This window comes from Flavobacterium glycines, assembly GCF_900100165.1.
In the GTDB taxonomy this organism is placed as follows: domain Bacteria; phylum Bacteroidota; class Bacteroidia; order Flavobacteriales; family Flavobacteriaceae; genus Flavobacterium; species Flavobacterium glycines.
Genome location: NZ_FNEO01000001.1, coordinates 1,680,789 through 1,696,767, shown reverse-complemented (window position 1 = coordinate 1,696,767; position 15,979 = coordinate 1,680,789). Strand labels below are relative to the sequence as shown.

Genomic DNA, 15,979 nt, shown 5'->3' with positions numbered 1-15,979 from the left:
TTAATTTATTTTTTGAGCTTCTTCTTTGATTTTAGCAATTGTTGGGTCGGAGTTAACACCCAAACCTTCTTGCTGATAAGTCAGTTCTCCATCGGCATTGAATACGCTTATGATATTAGAATGAGAAAAATCCATTGGTGAAACTTTTTTATAATTTACTGCCAAAACTGCTGCAAACTCTCTGGTATTTTCTTCAGTAGAACGTAGGAAAACCCATTGATTACTATTCATTTTATTTTCGATAGCAAAAGCTTTGAGACGTTTAGGTGTGTCTGTTTCCGGGTCAATACTCACTAAAACCATTTTCACCTTGTCTTTGATATTTTCCGGCAAACGTTTTTCGATATTTCGCATATCAGCAACCAAACGGGGACAAGCTGCTTTGCAGGAAGTGTAAATCATCACCATCACCAAAACTTTTCCTTTCATATCTTTCATTTCGATATTTTGTCCGTTTTGATTCGTCCATTTTGAAGGAAGATTATAAATAGATAAATCAGAAATCGCTTTGTCTTTTTCAGCAGCTTTTACTTTTTGGTTACAGGATTGTAATGTTACTGCCAACGCAAATATTCCTAAAAAAAACAGGCTAAGGATTCCTTTTTTTATTTTCTGGCATTCTATTTTTGATTTCATCATCTTAGATTTTGAAAGGTTTTTACAAGAGCAACTTTATCTTTAGCACAACGAAATCCAAGATTTCTTGTAGTGTATCGCGCTTTCAAACTGCCTCTGAAAGCATAGCGCATAAAGGCAGCATAATTCATTAAATCGGTAGCATTAACCGAACCGCTTCCGCAAAATAAATTCTTATCGGTATCCTTATCTTTTCTGGATTCTCCGGAAAGAAAAATACTGTTGAAATCGGCCGTCCATTCCCAAACCAATCCGTGCATATCGTAAACACCCCAATAATTTTTAAAAGTCTGCCCTATCGGATTAGCATAAGTTTTTGGTTTTTCATACCAGGACATGATGTATTTGTTGAAAGCTTCTTTGGTTCTGGCATCGATTCGTTTTTCGTCTGCCATTGCTACATATTCCCATTCGTCCATGGCAGGCAAACGTTTTCCCTGACATTCACAATATTTTTTTGCAGCAAACCAGGAAACATTGGTTACGGGAGCATTACTCAAATTATTTGTACCATAATCAAAATCACTCTGCCAATGTGATAAATAGCTTTTATCAGCAAAGATTCCTTTCATTTTAGAACGGCTGTATTCAGGATATTTTTTTAGAAAAGCCAAATATTGCGCATTGGTTACAGGAAACACATCGATTTCAAAAGAAGCTACTTTAACCGGTTTTTTATTGGTAGCCCCATAAAGAGGGACAAAACTCCCTTCTTTTATGGGTACCATTTTTTCTTGCTGACCAAAAAGAGTAGCCGTAAACAAAGCTAAAAAGACTGATATTTTTTTTTGCAGAAACATTTAATACTCTTTTTGATCAATTCTTAATTATCTTTGGGCTTTAACCATTGCCGGAGTAATCACTTTTTTACTATTTCCCCAACTTGAATACACATAAGTAAGTGCATCAGCCAGTTGTTGATCGCTCAAGGGTTGTGCAGGCATGGCTCCGTTGAACTTTTTCCCATTTACCGTAATAGGACCGTTCAAACCTTTCACCACTCCTTTTATAGCTCGATTGACATCTTTATTCAGGAAATCCGACTTGGCCAATGGAGGAAAAGCTCCCGGAATTCCCAATCCTGTAGACTGATGACAGGTGATACAAACTTTATCATATATTCCTTTTCCTTTGGCAGCATTTTGACTGAAACCATAAAAACTAAACCCTATCATTGCTATTGCAAAAACATACTTTTTCATTACTCTTATTTTTAAATTTTAAATTGAAATTTGTTACTCTATTAGTGCGTAGCTACAGCTTTTGGAGCCGGTTTCGCTCTGATTGCTTTTACTCTTGCCGGGGTAATTACTGTTTTATTATTGCCCCAACTGTTATACACATAAGTCAAAACATCAGCTACTTCGTCATCGGTCAAATTTTGACTGGTCATAACGTTATTGAATTTCTTGCCATTTACGGTAATTTCTCCGCTCAATCCGTGTAATACAGCATTGATTGCACGATCAGGATTAGCATTTAGGAAATCAGATTTAACCAATGGCGGGAAAGCATTTGGAATTCCTTGCCCACTTGGCTGATGGCAGGCAAAACAGGTTCTTCCGTACAATTCTTTACCTGATTTAATTTGCTCCGGAACAGTTTTAGCCACAACGCTTTTCGCAGTACCATTTTCTTTTGGCATGTTTTGTATTGTTCCGCCTTCCGGCAAATAAATTCCTTCCTGAGTTGTTCCTGAGTACACTTTTTTATTCTCATCGCCTTCCACTTTTAGCATTCCCAAAGCTCCTTTGTTGAATGCCCTGAAAATAGAGTGATCAACCAGGATAAAAGTTCCCGGAACATCCACTTTGAACTCAACTATGGCAGAACCACCGGCAGGAATCAAAGTAGTCTGTACATTTTTATTAATCATTTCTCCGCCTTCTATATGTACTTTATCAAAGATTTCTCCGATAACATGGAATGAAGAAACCAGGTTCGGTCCTCCATTACCCATAAAAATACGAACCGTTTCTCCTACTTTGGCCGTGATGGCTTTGTCTCCGGCAATAGAACCAACTTTTCCGTTAAACACTACATAATCAGGATCTTCTTTAATGGCTTTATTCATGTCAAAGGGTTGGTTTCCTTGTTCGCCATAACTTCCTTTGGTATAAAAATCCCCTTGCATCACGTAGTATTCTCTATCTACTGGCGGTAATCCTCCTTCAGGCTCGACCAAAATCAAACCATACATTCCGTTAGCTATGTGCATCCCAACAGGCGCTGTGGCACAGTGATACACATACAAGCCCGGATTTATCGTCTTAAAATTGAATACTTTTTCGTGTCCCGGCGCTACCAAAGAAGAAGTTGCTCCTCCACCCGGTCCGGTCACCGCATGCAAATCGATGTTGTGCGGCATTTTGTTATCAGGATGGTTTTTTAAGTGAAATTCGACTTCGTCACCCACTCTCGTTCTGATAAAATTCCCCGGAACAGATCCTCCAAAAGTCCAATACGTATATTTTACCCCATCGGCCATTTCGCCTTCCTGTTCTTTGATTTCCATATTGACTATCAGTTTCATCGCCGGTCGGTCTCCCACCGGTTTAGGAACCAATGGTGGTGCGGTAAGCTCGGCTTCTTTTTGACCTTCGACTTTGATGTCCTGATAATACTGAGCATCTTTGTCTTCTTTTTTGGCACAAGAAAACAAACCAAAAGCCATTGCAATTGCTACGACAATTCTGATGCTTTGTTTCTTTAAATTTAGTTTGGGTTTCATAGTTATCTGGTGTTAAATTTATCTTGATTTGTACTACAAATATAAAAGACAAAAACATCCTTTATTATGATATTTGTCATGTTTGTACTTTTTATTCTAATTTATTTCATCAAAAAAATAACTAAAACCAAGACTCCTAAAACCAGACTTAAACTATATTTCCAAAACGGATTTGCCTTCTTAAGTTCCATAAATTGGAAAGCAACTAAAAGAAATTTTATAGAAGAAAAAAACAGGATTAAAAGGATTATATCATCCGAAAAAAGGTCAGCATTTGAAATTAAAGCAGTAACCAAAGTCAGTACAATCAATAATCCATATGTAAATACTAGTGATTTTTTCATTTGCTAAAAAATTAAATAGAGAATTGGAAATAACAACAACCAGATCAAATCGCACATGTGCCAAAAAGCAGCACAGGCTTCCACATCTTCAATTTGAGTATCCGAATTTTGCTTTGTCATTCCGCAATTCGTCCAGATTAAAATAACCAAACCAATAATAACATGGATCAAATGAAATCCCGTTAACAACCAATAAAAAGTGAAAAACATATTGGTATCCAATGAAATTCCTGACTCTATTTTATGGTAATATTCCAGACTTTTTAGGATTAAAAACAATATGCCGCCCAGCATGGTCAGTTTAAAATAAAACGATGATTTTTGAATGTTTTTCTCTTTGAATTGCTGCACCGCATTGGCCATAAAAAAACCACTTGACAACAGAAAAACAGTATTTATGGCTCCAAAAGTAGTATTGAGTTGTAATCTTGATTGATGGAATAATTCTGTTTGTTCACTTCCGTAAAAAACCAATGCAACCATTGCCATCCCGAAAGTAATCAGTTCCAAAAAAATAATAATCCACATCAGAATACCTCCCGGCGGATAATAAATATTTTTATAATTGATTTTTAGTATTTCCATATATGTAATAATTTTAGATTGCAGATTTGTGATTTTAGATTGTAAAATGCCATAAATGAAAGTCATACAATCATGGAAAAAAAATCTAAATTCTAAATTCTTAAATCAAACCTACTCCCAATCCAGCAATCGTTTTTCGCCTTCAATTTTCTTTATATCGGTAATATCCTGGGACATTTCGATGACTCCTTTGTAATTTTTATCAGCATCACGAACAGCGAAATAGCGAATGTAAATCAGACGTTCTTTGTAATTGATCCAAAAAGAAGATTCATTTTTGGTTCCTTTTCGAAATTCTTCCAGGATTCTAAGAACCGTTCCCACACTTTTGGGCGGATGGCAAAATTTCACTTCACGTCCAATGATTCCGGCACTTCTGGGAAAAACACGCTCTTCTCCACGATTGTAAAAAATCACTCTGTCATTTTCATCCACATAAGTCAAATCCAAAGGCATTGTTCTAAAAAGTAAATTCACCTGCTCCACAGTCATATAACCTTCGTCATAATGTGAAGTGTTTTCTAGCGAAAAAGGCAACTCCCGCTGTGTAAAATACTCACTTGGATGAATGTATTCCTCTTGAGGAAAAGGCGCAGGATTTTGCGTTAACATCCAGCCTATTTCTTCTTCACCGGCACGCATTTTTATCCAGTCTTCTTCAGTAAGCAAGTCCAACGCATTGGGAAATAAAACCGTTTCTTCAACATGCATCAACCGATAAATCCCATCCACCAAAAAAGGGGTATTGATAGTTACTTTTTCAAAATTTTGATTCCTAAGATAATAACGAATCAAACGAAATTGATCTCTCAAATTATCATGAAATGACCACATTCCCTGCGAAGGACCAACCCAGTTTTTCTTTTCTAAAAAGGGGAAAAGTTGGTTTTCTTTTCGTGCAAAACGTTTTTCAATCGTGGATAACTGATTAAAAACATTCGTATATTTTTGAAAATCCTCTTCAGGTATGGTATTCGACAATTCTTCTAAAAGAGAATGAATCAGATCATTTTCCTGAAAATACACCCGAATGGGATGTCCCTCAGGAAGTTTTGTAGTAGATGTTGTTTTTGTCATTGTAATAATTTTTCACCACCCCACCCGTTGGGCACCCCTCCAGAGGAGGGGAAGTTGCTTGATTTTCCCCTCCTCTGGAGGGGTGCCTGACACAAGCGACAGCGAACTGGCGAAGCAAAGGCGGGTGGATTTTAGTTATTTTTGATGTTTAATTTTCTCATATAATTTCACTAACGACTGTAACAGCTCGACTGGTGTTGTTAAAATCTGATAATGATTTTGCCCAAACATTTGTGGTAAATAGTACTTAGCTTCCGCTTCAATTGCCAAAGCATACGAATTAATATTTTTACTGTTTAATTCCCGAAGTGCCTGTTTGACATCGTTGATGCCGTATTTTCCTTCGTACTTATCGTAATCATTGGGCTTTCCGTCCGAAATCAGGATAACCCATTTATTTTTAGTATTTCTTTGATCCAGTCTGGCAGCTGCATGACGCAACGCAGCGCCAATTCGCGTATAACCGTTAGGTTCTATGGCTCCAATTTTATGTTTGCCAATATTCCAATTTTCATCAAAATCCTTAACCGTCAGATAGGTCGAATAGTTTCGGGTTTTTGAATAAAAACTGTCTATCGAAAAATCGATATTGAATTCGTTCAGGATTTCTCCAAACAAAATTGAAACCTCTTTTTCTACATCAATCACTCGGTTTCCGGCAGCATAACTGTCACTGGAAAGACTGATATCCAAAAGAATCAGGATGGATAAATCTTTCTCTTTTTTTCGATTTGAAATATAAACTTTCTCCGAAGGTGTTCTTTTTGAATGCACATCGACATACAAATCGGTAATGGCATCAATGTCAAATTCCTCACCTTGTGTCTGGCGTTTTTGTTGTTGCATTTTGTTGTTAACATTCGTCAACATTTTGCGCAGGCCTAATAAAGTTGAAGCGTTTTTTGTAATTGTGTTTTTGTAATAATCAGCATCCGTTTTTTGCTGTAATTTAGGATAGACTTTACAAAAGTTTTGTTTGTAAACCGCTTTGCTAAAATCCCATTCGTCATACAGCAAATGAAAACCTTTAGCATCCACTTCGGCACTTTCTGAAATAGAAGTATTTTCGATAAAATCTGCCTGATAAACCGAATGTGCCGTATCATCAACACGAACGGTATATTTCATACTCAATTCTTCCAGCGCATCCTGATGCTCTTCAAGTTCGTCACTACCATCAAAATCACGCCAAACACCATTGAATTCTTCAGCCGTTTCTACCTTTTCAAAATTATGCAGCATGACATAATCTTCCTGTTGTTTTTTATCCAATTCCACCGTTACCACTTCTTCCACTGCTGTTGCTTTCAATGTGGTTGTCGGCTGTTTTTCAATTCCTTTTTTGGTGGTATCAGAGAAATTTTCGAGTAGGATTTCGGAATTTTGTTCCACTTCGTTTTTCATCCATTTGCCATAAAGCCAGGAAAAATCAGCAGCTTTTTTTTCAGTCGCCTGTTCGATAAAATGTTGCTTTGCCCGGGAATGAAAATTTCTGTCGATAGCGTATTCTTCGAAAATAATTTTCAAAATCGTATCAGCACTTTCGAATGCTTTTTGTTGCGAAAGTTCTAATGATGGTTCGTTTTCTTCAGAAGTCCAATTGAGATTTAATCGTTGTTGAACACTTAAAAACAGTGTTCGAAAAAAATAAAAAGTCAGATTTTCTTCTTTCGTGGCTAATTCGGCAAAAGAAATTGGAAGGAAAAAATTATTGTTTTTATAACCGCCTTCCCTTTCAGCCGGATAAATGTCGATAGCTTTTCCGGTTAATGCACGGGCCAAAATGGTCAATCGCGGTTTTATGTCAATTAGAAAAACCGTTTTTTCTAAAATTTCGGGAGCTGTTTTTTTTCTTTTTTTCAATTGCTTGAAAAACTTCCCAACTAAATATTCGTCTAATTCAAATCCCATATTTTTTTAGTATTCAGTGTTCGGTTAATTAGAAATCAGTGATTTAGAATAGTCAATATTTTCGCCAGTTTACTGAACACTAAAAATCTGACCACTGACCACTCTTTTCTATATCATCAAATCGCACAAATCTTTCAGGGCTTGAATTGTTTGTAAATCATCTGTCAACGGCTCTACAATAGCCACATGAACAGACAATCGTTTAGGCAATCCGCTGTGGATGATTTTAGCGGCATCAACCAGCAATCGGGTGGAAACCGTTTCGGTCAATCCTAATTCGGTTAGATTTCGAATTTTATTCCCAATGGTGACTAATTTCTTAGCGGTATCCGAATCAATTTCGGTTTCATTAATCAGGATTTCTGTTTCAATTTTTGGCTCGGGATAATCAAAAGAAACTGCAATAAATCGTTGACGTGTGGAAGGTTTCAGCTCTTTAAAACCTCTTTGATACCCGGGATTAAAAGAAGCAACCAACATAAAATCCTCGTGTGCTTTTACCGTTACGCCCAGTTTATCGATAAACAATTCGCGTCGGTGATCGGTCAGGGAATGGATGGCTACAATCACATCGGGACGGGCTTCGGCAACCTCATCGAGATAAAGGATAGAACCTTCTTTTACAGCTGTTGTCAAAGGTCCGTCAAGCCAAACGGTTTCGGCTCCTTTGATGATAAATCGTCCAATTAAATCAGTCGAAGAAGTTTCTTCATGGCAACTAATCGTAATGAGTTTTTTATCCAATTGATGTGCCATGTATTCTATAAAACGGGATTTTCCCGTTCCTGTTGGTCCTTTCAATAAAATAGGAATTTTGTTTTTATAAGCTTGCTTAAAAACATCCATCTCTTTGCCAACAGCATGGTAATAAGGTATATTTATTAAAGTATCTACTAACATATTTTTAAAATTTTTAGAAAAAAACCGGAATTCCTAACAAAGGTTTTCATGGAAATGCAGTAACTAAGAAACAGTTGTTAAAGTCTTCCGGTTAAAAAAAAAAGGGATTCGTTAGTTATTTTATTTCTAAAGCTTCATCCGAAGGACGTCCGTATTTAAAGAAATCATAAATAAACAGACTTATTCCAATGGTAAACATCGTGGCACAAATGAGCAGCACAACAAAATGAATACTGATTTCGTTTTGAACCACCATAAATTCCATTTTCATTTTGCGTTCCAAATAGACCTGAACCACACCGGCAACTCCAAAAGCGGTTGTCATTCCCAGCATTCCAACATTAGACAACCAAAATGCTACATTTCCTTGTGTACTATTGTAGCGTTTGCGCCCGGTTAAATTAGGAAGTGCATAACTGATAATTGCCAAAACAATCATAGCATAAGCTCCCCAAAAGGCATAATGCCCGTGCATAGCCGTTACTAATGTTCCGTGTGTATATAAATTGGTTTGAGGTAAAGTATGTGCAAAACCCAATAATCCGGCACCAATAAATGAAACAATAGAAGCTCCAATAGTCCAGAATAAAGCTATTTTGTTAGGATGGCTTTTTTCTCCTTTTCGGTACATATTCACTGCAAATAATGCCATTGCCAGGAAAGCCAGAGGTTCCAAGGCAGAGAAAATCCCACCAACAATCAACCAAATTTTATTTACCCCTATATAATAATAGTGATGTCCGGTTCCTAAAACTCCTGAAAGGAAAGTCAAACCTACAATTACGTACAGCCATTTTTCGATAACTTCTCTGTCAACTCCGGTTAATTTGATTAACAGGAATGAAAGAATCCCTCCCATAATCAACTCCCAAACTCCTTCAACCCATAAATGCACTACCCACCAACGGAAGAAAGAATCCGTTACCTGACTGTCAAACCAAATCATTCCGGGGATATACAATAAAGCGGCAAAAAATAAGCCCATAACCAGTACTATTGCCGTAGTCGTCTTTTGTTTTCCTTTATACAGCGTTCCTATAATTAGTGATAAGAAAAGTAAAACGTTAACTACCACTAAATAATCCAGCTCTCTTGGAATTTCCAGAAATTTTCTTCCTTCCCAATGATTTAAGTGAAAACCAACAATGGCTACAACTCCCACCACTGCTAGGGAAATCAATTGTACATAAGCCCATTTTACGCTTATTAGTTCGCGCTGCGCTTCTTCGGGAATAATGTAATAAGCTGCTCCCATAAAACCCGTTAGCAACCACACCACCAGCAAATTAGTATGTACCGCGCGCGCTGTATTAAACGGAATAATATCGTGTAATCCCTGAATTCCTATTCGGTCAAAGCCCATGATAAAACCATAAATAATTTGCAATGAGAACAAAAGCATGCACAATGCAAAAAACCAATAGGCGACTTTTTGTGATTTATATTTCATCTGTATAAATTTTAATTATTTTCTTTAGCTAATGGTGAAACCACTCGGTCAAAACCATTCAAATCAATTTTCCCAATCCATTTTAAGTAGGCAACAACAGCATCGGCGTCTTTTTCATTCATTTTATAAACTACCATTTTTCGTCCGTTGGGTGCCCAGGGTACCGGCGACATCAAAGCAGCTTTGATATATCCTTCTCCTCTTCGCTCCACTACTTTTGTCAATTCGGGAGCATAATAACCTCCTTCTCCCATAATGGAATGGCATCCCATACAATTATTGGTTTCCCAAAGCTCCTTTCCCCGTACTACCTGTTTATCAATTTTGGTATAATTTGTTTGGTCATTTCGGGGCATGAACGAATAAATGGTCAATCCTATAAAAATTAAAAAGGTGACCAGGGTTCCTCCCAAAAAAAATGCTCTTGCTTGTGATTTTGAAAGCATAATTACTTGTTTTTGTTTGTTAATAAAATTACTCGAATTCAAATAAAGGATAAATTTGTCTTTTATTTGATATTGCAAAGAAAAGGCTGATATGAAATTTAAAATATGATTTAAATCATATTCTGTCTTTTTTATTCTTCTTAAAATTACATTCTCAAATAAGAGTATTCAACACCATCCTAAACAACTAATTAAAACAAATTACAAAACAGAATTTCACATAGTATGATTTAGGACAATTTTATCCTTTTTATTTAAAACATTATTTTATAGCAAAAAAATTAAAACTTAAAGAACAACAATTATGGAAACATTAGAAAAAACAACCATCGGAGAATATGTAGCAAAAGATTTCAGAACAGCAGCCATTTTTTCAAAATACGGCATCGATTTTTGCTGTAAAGGAAACAGAACAATTGAAGAAGCCTGTGACAAAAAAGAACATGATTCAGAAACTATTTTAAATGAAATCAATGCTGTTTTAAACACTAAAAATGATAACAACATCGATTTTCAATCATGGCCTCTGGATTTATTAGCCGATTATATCGAGAAAACCCATCACCGTTATGTGGAAGAAAAAACACAAATCTTACTTCCCTTTTTAGACAAATTGTGCAGAGTACACGGCACATCTCATCCTGAATTATTTGCCATCAATGAATTGTTCATTGGCTGTGCAGGCGAATTGGCACAACACATGAAAAAAGAAGAACTTATTTTATTTCCATTTATCAAAAAAATGGTCAAAGCAACACTACAGGATGAGTTGGTAGAGCAGCCACATTTTGGCACTGTCGAAAATCCAATTGCTATGATGATGCACGAACACGATGCCGAAGGAGAGCGTTTTAGAAAAATAGCCGGATTAACCAATGATTATAACCCTCCGGCAGATGCCTGCAATACTTACAAAGTAACCTTTGCCATGCTTCAGGAATTTGAACAGGATTTACACAAACACATCCATTTGGAAAACAACATCTTATTTCCAAAAGCAGTCGAATTAGAGAAAAAATTTTCAGCACAATAATAAAATCTAACCATGTAAACTAAAATCATCAAATGCTATGGAAAAATATGTTATCAAAAGAAACGGCCAATACAAACCTTTTGAACCTTTTAAAATAAAAGATGCTATCGAAAAAAGCTTCCTGAGTGTTTCCATGGCAATTGATGAAAACATTTTTGAAAATGTAATTCGGGACTTAGAGTCTAAAGAAACCTGGGCAGTAGAAGAAATTCAGGATTTAATTGAGAAAAATCTTTTCGAAAAAAAGTATTTTGAAGCCATGCGTTCGTTTATGCTTTTTCGACATACCCGAAAACTGCAACGCGAGCATATTGATGGTTTAAATGAAGACACCACTTATGTGGACAGCACCCAAACCATCGAAGAATACATTGAACAAACCGATTGGCGTATTAATGCTAATGCCAATACCTCCTACTCTAATGCCGGTTTGGTCAATAATGTCGCGGGAAAAATCATTGCTAATTATTGGCTGGATAAAGTGTATACCAAAGAAGAAGGTTACGCACACCGGAACGGAGCTATTCACATTCATGATTTGGATTGCCTCACTGGCTATTGCGCCGGCTGGAGTTTGCGGGTATTATTGAACGAAGGTTTTAACGGAGTTCGCGGTCGTGTGGAAAGCAAAGCTCCTTCACATTTCAGGGAAGCGCTGGGACAAATGGCTAATTTTCTTGGGATTTTGCAAAGCGAATGGGCAGGTGCGCAGGCTTTCAGTTCTTTCGATACTTATTTGGCGCCTTATGTTTTCAAAGACAATCTCTCTTTTGATGATGTATTGAAAGCGGTTCGCAGTTTTGTTTACAATCTGAATGTTCCGGCGCGTTGGGGACAATCGCCTTTTACCAACATTACTTTGGATTGGGTAGTTCCTGAAGATTTGAAAACACAAATTCCGACGAAAAATGATTTACACTTTTTTGAGGGAAATTTCAATTATGATCTTTTAGTCAGAGCCAAAGAAAGAGGCGTAACTAAATTAACCGATTTGCGTTACGAGCATTTTCAAGCCGAAATGAACCTCATTAACAAAGCTTATTACACCGTAATGACCGAAGGCGATGCCAATGGACAACCTTTTACCTTCCCGATTCCAACGGTAAATATCACCGAAGAATTTGACTGGAACGGAGAAAATACGGATTTACTTTTCGAAAATACGGCTAAAATTGGTTCTTCTTATTTCCAGAATTTCATCGGAAGTCAATATGTTTTGGATGAAAACGGAAATAAAGCCGAAAATCCGAATGCTTATAAACCCAATGCTGTTCGTTCGATGTGCTGTCGTTTGCAATTAGATTTACGCGAATTATTAAAACGCGGAAATGGTCTTTTTGGAAGTGCCGAAATGACGGGAAGCATTGGTGTGGTTACTATCAACATGGCGCGTTTGGGCTATTTGTACAAAGGAAATAAAGCTGAATTATTCGAACAATTAGACCGATTATTATACATTTCAAAATCGACTTTGGAGAAAAAAAGAATCTTTATTCAGGAAATGTACGACCGTGGTTTGTATCCGTACACCAAGCGTTATCTGCAACATTTCAGGAATCATTTTTCTACCATTGGCGTAAACGGAATCAACGAAATGATTGTCAATTTTACCGAAAATCAGGATACGATAACGTCCAATACAGGAATTGCATTGGCTGCTGAAATTCTGGATCATATACGTAACCGAATGAAAGAATTTCAAGAAGAAACCGGAAATTTATACAATCTGGAAGCCACGCCAGCCGAAGGAACCACCTATCGTTTTGCCAAAGAAGACAAGAAACGCTTTACCGATATTTATCAGGCGGGACAGGAAGATAATATTTATTACACTAACAGTTCCCAAATCCCGGTAAACCATACCGAAGATCCTTTTGAAGCCTTGTTTTTACAGGATGAATTACAGTGTAAATACACCGGAGGAACGGTTTTGCATTTGTATATGAGTGAAAAAATCAGTTCGCCCGAAGCCTGTAAACAATTCGTAAAAAAGGTATTGTCTAACTTTAAACTGCCTTACATCACCGTGACACCGGTATTTAGTGTTTGCCCTGTTCATGGTTATTTGAACGGTGAACATGAATATTGCCCGAAATGTGATGAAATTATTATAGCTGAAGAAACAAAATCAGTTCAATAAAAAGATTAAAACTATAAACAACAAATTATAAATAATTATGAAAACATCCACAAACCCTATTTTAGAAGAAAAACAACATTTAAGAACCAAATGCTTAGTGTACACCCGAGTAATGGGCTATCACAGACCTGTAGAAAGTTTCAACATTGGAAAAAAAGGAGAACACAAACAACGCACTCATTTCAATGAAGGAAAATGTTAGTACACCTATTTACAGCATAACGCCTTTTACATTATTAGATTATGCGCATCAATCAGCCTGTATTCTTTGGTTTGCAGGCTGTAATATGCGTTGTCTTTATTGTTACAATCCCGAAATTGTTCTTGGAAAAGGAAGTATTTCTTTCGAAAAAACGCTTGCTTTTCTTCATTCCCGTAAAAAATTACTCGATGCTGTTGTTTTTAGCGGAGGCGAATGTTTGTTACACAAAAACATCATTGAACTGATTATCGAAGTCAAAAAAATGGGCTTCCTGGTAAAAATTGACACCAACGGTTCAAAACCAAATATCCTAAAAACACTGATAGAAAAGCAATTAATTGATTATGTCGCTTTGGATTTTAAAACCCTGCCAGAGCATTTTGAAAAAATAACCCAATCACTGCTTTTTTCTCCGTTTGAAAAATCCTTACATTTATTGCTGGAAAGCCCGCTTCCGTTTGAAGTGCGTACCACTGTTCATTCGGAATTGCTTACTGAGAAAGACATCCAACAAATGATTGTTTATTTAGAAAAGAAAAATTACACCGGAAATTATTACATCCAGCATTTTGTAAACGATATAAAAACTCTGGGCAAATTAGGACATTCGTTCCGTGAATTAGACAGTAAAAAACTTTCTACACCAAAAATCAACGTCCATTTTAGAGGATAATTATGCAAAAATCCTGGCTTTTAATCTGTTTTATCAATTTCTTTATCGCAGCTCTCATGGGATTACTGCTTCGATTGCTGTATGTATTCCCTGTTGAAAGTATCAATTATCAGTTTTTATTGCACGGTCATTCCCATGTTGCCATGTTAGGTTGGGTTTATCTGATGATTTACAGTTTGATTGTTCATTTTTTTATTCCAAAAACAGCACAGCAAAAACCCGTTTACAATCGATTATTCTGGCTAACCGAAATTGCTGTTATCGGTATGATGTTTCGCTTTCCTGTTGAAGGGTATGCACTGTTTTCGATAGCTTTTTCTACGTTGCATATTTTTTGCAGTTATTACTTCTGCCGATTAGCCTGGAAAGATGCCCGTACTGATTCACTACCGGAAAAACTACTTTTGAGAGCGGCTTTATTTTTCATGATTTTATCGACTCTGGGAGTTTGGTGTTTGGGACCGGCAGTTGGATTATTGGGTAAAGCCAGTGCTTTTTATCAAATAGCCATTCAGTTTTTCCTGCATTTTCAATTTAACGGTTGGTTTTTATTTGCCATTTTAGCTTTATTTTTTAATCAATTAAAAGGCAATATCAACGAAAAGCAATTTCGACTGTTCTATAATTTATTGGTTACAGCCACCATTTTAACTCTGGCTTTACCGGCGAGTTGGTATCTTCCTAATCCCGTTTTTCATTGGATAAACAGCGTGGGAGTGTTATTGCAACTGTTTTCTTTTATCCTTTTTATTCAAATAATTAAACCGCATTTTCCAACTTTCTTCACCGCTTTAAAACCCGTTGAAAAACTGGTTTATGGTTTTGCCTTAACTTCATTATTCCTAAAAGTCATCATTCAATTAGTAGTTTTAATTCCGGAATTAGCCCAAATTTCACATCAGATTCAAAATTTTGTCATTGGTTATATCCATCTGACGATGTTAGGTATTATCACTGGTTTTTTGTTTGCTTTTCTGTTGAAAAATTCTTTTTTAAACGAGTCAAAAACAATATCCAATTGGGGAATAAAACTATTCATTTTTAGCTTTGTACTAACCGAATTGTTGTTATTCGGACAAGGCATTTATCTCTTTTTTGGCCTAGGACAATTTCCTTACTATTATCAAAATCTTTTTGGGATTAGCATCTTTTTGCCAGCAGGACTTTTAATGCTTATAATAAGCCACTATGAAATATGGAGCAAAAAAACATAAACGTATTTCATAAATCAACTTATATTAAGAAGTTAAAAAAATTGACCCGCATGATAATAGTCATAAAAGGAGCAAACTTATTTCTATAAATTTATAGAAAAAAGCAAGTTATGTTTTCTAAAACCTGTGAATATGGTATTCGCGCCACAATTTTTATAGCTTCCCAATCGTATCAAAATCATCGGGTGGGATTGAAAGATATTGCAAAAAAAATAGACTCCCCGGAGGCTTTTACTGCCAAAATCCTGCAAATACTTTCAAAAAACAATATTATCCATTCAATCAAAGGGGTTGGAGGTGGTTTTGATATTCCGAAAGAAATGATGAGCCAAATCACTCTAGCCCAAATAGTCACAGCCTTAGAGGGAAATCAGGTTTTTACTGGCTGCGGACTGGGATTACACCACTGTTCCGAAGATCATCCCTGTCCGGTTCACGAAAAATTTAAATCCATTCGCAATGAATTGTCATACATGCTTGAAACTACCAATCTGGAAGAATTGGCAATGGGAATTAAATCCGGAGATACTTTTTTGAGATATTAATTCCCAAAAACAAAAATCTTTCACAAATATGGATTCTATTTTAGATAAGTTACTCACAAATTAATTTGATAAGCAATGGATGAGCAATTAAG

17 protein-coding genes are annotated in these 15,979 nt (G+C 36.3%); 6 read left to right on the top strand and 11 right to left on the bottom strand.

What is annotated here, in order from left to right:
- The 11 genes from BLR17_RS06830 to BLR17_RS06780 form a co-directional block, all read right to left on the bottom strand.
- Positions 1-636 (bottom strand): SCO family protein, encoded by a 636-nt coding sequence (locus tag BLR17_RS06830; protein ID WP_083189245.1) that lies wholly within the window; start codon positions 634-636, stop codon positions 1-3.
- The gene (locus BLR17_RS06825) at positions 636-1,436 is read right to left on the bottom strand and encodes a formylglycine-generating enzyme family protein (RefSeq protein WP_083189248.1); all 801 of its coding nucleotides are present in this window, start codon (positions 1,434-1,436) and stop codon (positions 636-638) included. The genes BLR17_RS06830 and BLR17_RS06825 overlap by 1 nt, the downstream gene beginning before the upstream one ends.
- Before the next feature lie 27 nt (positions 1,437-1,463).
- Positions 1,464-1,838: a c-type cytochrome gene (locus BLR17_RS06820; RefSeq protein ID WP_074517141.1), complete on the bottom strand. Its 375-nt coding sequence runs from the start codon at positions 1,836-1,838 to the stop codon at positions 1,464-1,466.
- Between the two features lie 41 nt (positions 1,839-1,879).
- On the bottom strand, positions 1,880-3,310 hold the full coding sequence (nirK, locus tag BLR17_RS06815) for a copper-containing nitrite reductase (RefSeq protein ID WP_245683126.1): 1,431 nt from the start codon (positions 3,308-3,310) through the stop codon (positions 1,880-1,882).
- A gap of 158 nt (positions 3,311-3,468) precedes the next feature.
- Positions 3,469-3,711, bottom strand: coding sequence for a cytochrome C oxidase subunit IV family protein (locus BLR17_RS06810; RefSeq protein ID WP_066326559.1), 243 nt, complete (start codon positions 3,709-3,711; stop codon positions 3,469-3,471).
- A gap of 3 nt (positions 3,712-3,714) precedes the next feature.
- Positions 3,715-4,296: a cytochrome c oxidase subunit 3 gene (locus tag BLR17_RS06805; protein ID WP_066327481.1), complete on the bottom strand. Its 582-nt coding sequence runs from the start codon at positions 4,294-4,296 to the stop codon at positions 3,715-3,717.
- Positions 4,297-4,407: 111 nt separating this feature from the next.
- The gene (locus tag BLR17_RS06800; RefSeq protein WP_066326562.1) at positions 4,408-5,373 is read right to left on the bottom strand and encodes a DUF438 domain-containing protein; all 966 of its coding nucleotides are present in this window, start codon (positions 5,371-5,373) and stop codon (positions 4,408-4,410) included.
- A 135-nt stretch (positions 5,374-5,508) separates the two neighbouring features.
- Positions 5,509-7,284, bottom strand: coding sequence for a nitric oxide reductase activation protein NorD (locus BLR17_RS06795; RefSeq protein WP_066326569.1), 1,776 nt, complete (start codon positions 7,282-7,284; stop codon positions 5,509-5,511).
- A gap of 108 nt (positions 7,285-7,392) precedes the next feature.
- Positions 7,393-8,184: a CbbQ/NirQ/NorQ/GpvN family protein gene (locus BLR17_RS06790; RefSeq protein WP_066326570.1), complete on the bottom strand. Its 792-nt coding sequence runs from the start codon at positions 8,182-8,184 to the stop codon at positions 7,393-7,395.
- A 115-nt stretch (positions 8,185-8,299) separates the two neighbouring features.
- Entirely contained in the window at positions 8,300-9,634 is a 1,335-nt protein-coding gene (locus tag BLR17_RS06785; protein WP_066326572.1) for a cbb3-type cytochrome c oxidase subunit I, read from the bottom strand.
- A gap of 11 nt (positions 9,635-9,645) precedes the next feature.
- Complete coding sequence (locus BLR17_RS06780; protein WP_066327484.1) at positions 9,646-10,080, bottom strand: c-type cytochrome; 435 nt, start codon at positions 10,078-10,080, stop codon at positions 9,646-9,648.
- Between the two features lie 304 nt (positions 10,081-10,384).
- Between BLR17_RS06780 and ric the strand changes: the two genes are divergently transcribed.
- The 6 genes from ric (at position 10,385) to BLR17_RS06750 (ending at position 15,887) form a co-directional block, all read left to right on the top strand.
- A complete protein-coding gene (gene ric, locus BLR17_RS06775; RefSeq protein WP_066326574.1) occupies positions 10,385-11,113 on the top strand; it encodes an iron-sulfur cluster repair di-iron protein in 729 nt (242 codons plus the stop codon).
- Positions 11,114-11,150: 37 nt separating this feature from the next.
- Complete coding sequence (locus BLR17_RS06770; protein ID WP_066326577.1) at positions 11,151-13,253, top strand: ribonucleoside triphosphate reductase; 2,103 nt, start codon at positions 11,151-11,153, stop codon at positions 13,251-13,253.
- A gap of 37 nt (positions 13,254-13,290) precedes the next feature.
- The gene (nrdD, locus tag BLR17_RS16600) at positions 13,291-13,455 is read left to right on the top strand and encodes an anaerobic ribonucleoside-triphosphate reductase (RefSeq protein ID WP_074517139.1); all 165 of its coding nucleotides are present in this window, start codon (positions 13,291-13,293) and stop codon (positions 13,453-13,455) included.
- The gene (locus tag BLR17_RS06760) at positions 13,439-14,128 is read left to right on the top strand and encodes an anaerobic ribonucleoside-triphosphate reductase activating protein (RefSeq protein ID WP_066326580.1); all 690 of its coding nucleotides are present in this window, start codon (positions 13,439-13,441) and stop codon (positions 14,126-14,128) included. Before nrdD ends, BLR17_RS06760 begins: the two co-directional genes overlap by 17 nt.
- Before the next feature lie 2 nt (positions 14,129-14,130).
- A complete protein-coding gene (locus tag BLR17_RS06755; protein WP_066326582.1) occupies positions 14,131-15,342 on the top strand; it encodes a hypothetical protein in 1,212 nt (403 codons plus the stop codon).
- 110 nt (positions 15,343-15,452) lie between these two features.
- The gene (locus BLR17_RS06750; RefSeq protein ID WP_066326588.1) at positions 15,453-15,887 is read left to right on the top strand and encodes an RrF2 family transcriptional regulator; all 435 of its coding nucleotides are present in this window, start codon (positions 15,453-15,455) and stop codon (positions 15,885-15,887) included.
- Positions 15,888-15,979: the final 92 nt, after the last annotated feature.

Coding starts and splice junctions, on each gene's coding strand:
- BLR17_RS06830 (WP_083189245.1), bottom strand. CDS start 636: ATGAAATCAAAAATAGAATGCCAGAAAATAAAAAAAGGAATCCTTAGC.
- BLR17_RS06825 (WP_083189248.1), bottom strand. CDS start 1,436: ATGTTTCTGCAAAAAAAAATATCAGTCTTTTTAGCTTTGTTTACGGCT.
- BLR17_RS06820 (WP_074517141.1), bottom strand. CDS start 1,838: ATGAAAAAGTATGTTTTTGCAATAGCAATGATAGGGTTTAGTTTTTAT.
- nirK (WP_245683126.1), bottom strand. CDS start 3,310: ATGGCTTTTGGTTTGTTTTCTTGTGCCAAAAAAGAAGACAAAGATGCT.
- BLR17_RS06810 (WP_066326559.1), bottom strand. CDS start 3,711: ATGAAAAAATCACTAGTATTTACATATGGATTATTGATTGTACTGACT.
- BLR17_RS06805 (WP_066327481.1), bottom strand. CDS start 4,296: ATGGAAATACTAAAAATCAATTATAAAAATATTTATTATCCGCCGGGA.
- BLR17_RS06800 (WP_066326562.1), bottom strand. CDS start 5,373: ATGACAAAAACAACATCTACTACAAAACTTCCTGAGGGACATCCCATT.
- BLR17_RS06795 (WP_066326569.1), bottom strand. CDS start 7,284: ATGGGATTTGAATTAGACGAATATTTAGTTGGGAAGTTTTTCAAGCAA.
- BLR17_RS06790 (WP_066326570.1), bottom strand. CDS start 8,184: ATGTTAGTAGATACTTTAATAAATATACCTTATTACCATGCTGTTGGC.
- BLR17_RS06785 (WP_066326572.1), bottom strand. CDS start 9,634: ATGAAATATAAATCACAAAAAGTCGCCTATTGGTTTTTTGCATTGTGC.
- BLR17_RS06780 (WP_066327484.1), bottom strand. CDS start 10,080: ATGCTTTCAAAATCACAAGCAAGAGCATTTTTTTTGGGAGGAACCCTG.
- ric (WP_066326574.1), top strand. CDS start 10,385: ATGGAAACATTAGAAAAAACAACCATCGGAGAATATGTAGCAAAAGAT.
- BLR17_RS06770 (WP_066326577.1), top strand. CDS start 11,151: ATGGAAAAATATGTTATCAAAAGAAACGGCCAATACAAACCTTTTGAA.
- nrdD (WP_074517139.1), top strand. CDS start 13,291: ATGAAAACATCCACAAACCCTATTTTAGAAGAAAAACAACATTTAAGA.
- BLR17_RS06760 (WP_066326580.1), top strand. CDS start 13,439: ATGAAGGAAAATGTTAGTACACCTATTTACAGCATAACGCCTTTTACA.
- BLR17_RS06755 (WP_066326582.1), top strand. CDS start 14,131: ATGCAAAAATCCTGGCTTTTAATCTGTTTTATCAATTTCTTTATCGCA.
- BLR17_RS06750 (WP_066326588.1), top strand. CDS start 15,453: ATGTTTTCTAAAACCTGTGAATATGGTATTCGCGCCACAATTTTTATA.